Origin of the sequence: Actinoplanes sp. NPDC051633 (assembly GCF_040681735.1) — a bacterium.
In the GTDB taxonomy this organism is placed as follows: Bacteria; Actinomycetota; Actinomycetes; order Mycobacteriales; family Micromonosporaceae; genus Actinoplanes.
This window is the reverse complement of sequence record NZ_JBFAZH010001240.1, coordinates 1-2,189: the sequence shown is the minus strand read 5'-3', so window position 1 is coordinate 2,189 and position 2,189 is coordinate 1. Positions and strand designations below refer to the sequence as shown.

The following is a 2,189-nucleotide window of genomic DNA, read 5'->3' as shown; positions in this document are numbered from 1 at the left end:
TGGGTGCACACCGCCGCGGCCCGATTCGCCCCCGCCGGGGCGCCGGCCGGCGAGCCCCACACGGAGTTGAACAGCCGCACCACCGCCGCGCCGCCCTCCTCCCGCGGGCCGGCCCGCGCGTGCGGGACCAGCTCGGCCGGGTTGATCGGCATGTTCATGCTCGCCAGGAAGAGCTTGTCCTTGGTGCCGAAGTAGTGGTGCACCAGCGCCGGGTCGACGTCGGCGGCGGTCGCGATCGCGCGGATCGAGGCCTTGTCGAAGCCCTTCTCGGCGAAGACGTCACGGGCGGCCGCGAGGATGTCCTGGCGAGTGTCCTGGTTGCCGGGACGCCGCCCGCTACGTCGTACCACGCACGCTTTCCTTCGCCTCTCAGGTGTTCTCAGGGTGTTCTTCGCCGCAACGTCGCGGCGGCCAGCACCAGCGCGATCACCGCCGCGCCGGTCACGACCGCCAGATCGGCCCACATCGTGCCGGTGGGGTCGGCCGACGCCCCGACCTCGATCAGGGCGTCCACCGCGTAGGTCAGCGGCAGCACGTCGCTGACCGCCTGCAGCCAGCCGGCCATCTGCCCGCGCGGCACGAACAACCCGCACAGCAACAGTTGCGGCACGACCACCACCGGAAGGAACTGTACGGCCTGGAACTCGGTGCGGCCGAAGGCGCTGCAGAACAATCCGAGCGCCACCCCCAGCACCGCGTTCACCACCGCGATCAGGACCACCATCCCGGCGCCTCCGGCGGTCTCCAGCCCCAGCAGCCAGTACGCCGCACCCACCGCCACGGCGGCCTGCACCGCCGCGGCCAGCCCGAACGCCAGGCCGTAGCCGAACAGCAGATCCAGCTTGCCCAGCGGCGTGGTGAGCAGCCGCTCGAGGGTGCCGCTGGTCCGCTCGCGCAGCATCGCGATGCTGGTCACCAGGAACATGATCACGAACGGGAAGACGCCGAGCATGATCAGCGCGATCCGGTCGAAGGTCGGGCCCGCGTTGCGGAACATGTAATACAGCAGCACCAGCAGCAGCGAGGGCACCGCGACCAGCAGCGCGACGGTGCGCCGGTCGTGCCGCAGCTGGCGCAGGATCCGGGCGGCGGTCGCGAGGGTCCTCATGCCGCCGCCCCCTCGTGCTCCCGGATCAGCTTGAGGAACGCCTCCTCGAGGTCGTCGGTGCCGGCCGCCGCCCGGATCGCCGCGGGGCTGTCGTCACCGATCAGCCGGCCCTCGCGGACCAGCAGCAGGCGGTCACAGCGGCCGGCCTCGTCCATCACGTGGCTGGAGACCACCAGCGTCGTGCCCTGCGCGGCGAGCTCGTGGAACTGTGCCCAGAGGTCGGCGCGCAGCACCGGGTCCTGCCCGACGGTCGGTTCGTCGAGCATCAGCAAGGCGGGCCGGCCGATCATCGCGCAGCCCAGCGACGCGCGGCTGCGCTGGCCGCCGGAGAGGTCACCGACCAGCTGATCCTTGGCCGAGGCGAGGCCGACGTCGCGGATCGCCCGGTCGGCGTCGGCGGCGCCGAGGCCGTAGAGGGTGGCGAAGTACCGCACGTTCTCGCGAACGGTCAGGTCGGCGTAGACGCTGGGCGCCTGCGTGACGTAGCCGACCCGGTGCCGCAGCTCGGCCGAGCCGGCCGGGTGGCCCAGCACGGTCACCGTGCCGGACTCGACGATCTGGACGCCGACGATCGCCCGGATCAGCGTCGTCTTGCCGCTGCCGCTCGGGCCGAGCAGGCCGGTCACCAGGCCGCTGGGCACGCTGCAGGTGACGCCGTGCAGGACCTCGCGGCGGCCGCGCCGGACCACGAGTCCCGAAACCTCGATGGCAGAGCCCATGGTTCCTCCCGCTGAATTCATCAGGTGATGAACTCAACGGTAGGTGAAATGACGCGCTTTCTGAAGCGCCCGTTTCGCTACAGGGCGAGGATCCGGTCGAGGAACTCGCGGTAGCCCCGCATCGCCATCCGCATGCTCTCGGTGTCGGGGGTGGCCTTGCCGTCCAGCGGGTCGAGCTCGTCCCGCTCGGCGAGCAGTGCCTCGGTCAGCTCGTTGACCGCCTCGGTGAGCAGGTCGTGCGCCCGGGTCAGCGCGGCCACCGGGTCGTCGACGAAGTCGGCCTTGACCTCGTGCCACTGGGTGCGGAAGTGGGTGATCGCCTCCTCGTCCCAGAAGGCGATCTGGCTGATCGTGACGTCACC

General features: G+C 71.3%; 3 protein-coding genes and 1 pseudogene. All 4 read right to left on the bottom strand.

From position 1 onward, the window contains the following. Window positions 1–350 (bottom strand): helix-turn-helix domain-containing protein (locus tag AB0M20_RS39510; protein WP_364306178.1); only part of this gene is annotated, 350 nt, incomplete at its 3' end. Between the two features lie 29 nt (window positions 351–379). Then, window positions 380–1,108, bottom strand: a complete 729-nt coding sequence (locus AB0M20_RS39505; RefSeq protein ID WP_364306176.1) for an ABC transporter permease — start codon at window positions 1,106–1,108, stop codon at window positions 380–382. Then, window positions 1,105–1,827, bottom strand: coding sequence for an ABC transporter ATP-binding protein (locus tag AB0M20_RS39500; RefSeq protein WP_364306175.1), 723 nt, complete (start codon window positions 1,825–1,827; stop codon window positions 1,105–1,107). Before AB0M20_RS39500 ends, AB0M20_RS39505 begins: the two co-directional genes overlap by 4 nt. A gap of 77 nt (window positions 1,828–1,904) precedes the next feature. Next, window positions 1,905–2,189 (bottom strand): annotated as a pseudogene (locus AB0M20_RS39495) (hypothetical protein); the annotation flags it as partial.